General features: G+C 34.8%; 1 protein-coding gene. It reads left to right on the top strand.

From position 1 onward, the window contains the following. The coding region (locus BANA01_RS28885; RefSeq protein WP_157411922.1) for an IS110 family transposase at positions 1 to 577 on the top strand (577 nt) is incomplete at both ends.

Here is a 577-nt window from a genome sequence, read left to right as displayed (position 1 = left end):
AAAGGCAAACCATTCAGAAAGAGTTTTAAAGTACCTCATACAGTTGAAGGGCTAAGTTATCTTGTATCGTTTCTGGAGGATGTGAAAAAAGAGTCTGGTAAGAAGCCTTCAATCATTCTAGAAGCTACTGGACACTATCAAACTCCTGTTGTTCATTACTTGGAAGAACGAGGATATTTATTGATTATTATTAATCCGCTGATTTCATACAAGGCAAGAGGTTCAAGTTTAAGAAAAGTAAAGACAGATGCCATAGATGCCTATCTTCTTTGTGAGTTGTTCTATAAAGAGGAGTTAGAGCCCTATAAAAAACGTGGTGTCCAATTATTAAATCTTCGTAATCTTACAAGACAACATGAAAATACTACTGGAGTCACAATTCAAACGAAGCTTCAATTTCAGGCTGTACTTGAACAAGTGTTTCCTGAATATAAAGGGGTTTTTGGCGATTTATATTCTGTTGTATCACTCTTAACACTTTCAGAGTTCCCCTCTTCCGAGGATATTATTAAAGCAAGTGAAGAAACAATTACAGATAAAATACATGAATTATGTAAAAGTCGATCAATCAGATGGA

The organism is Neobacillus niacini NBRC 15566, assembly GCF_001591505.1.
GTDB classification, from domain to species: domain Bacteria; phylum Bacillota; class Bacilli; order Bacillales; family Cytobacillaceae; genus Neobacillus; species Neobacillus niacini.
Note: the sequence above shows the minus strand (reverse complement) of the source record. Positions and strands in the feature narration are given on the sequence as shown.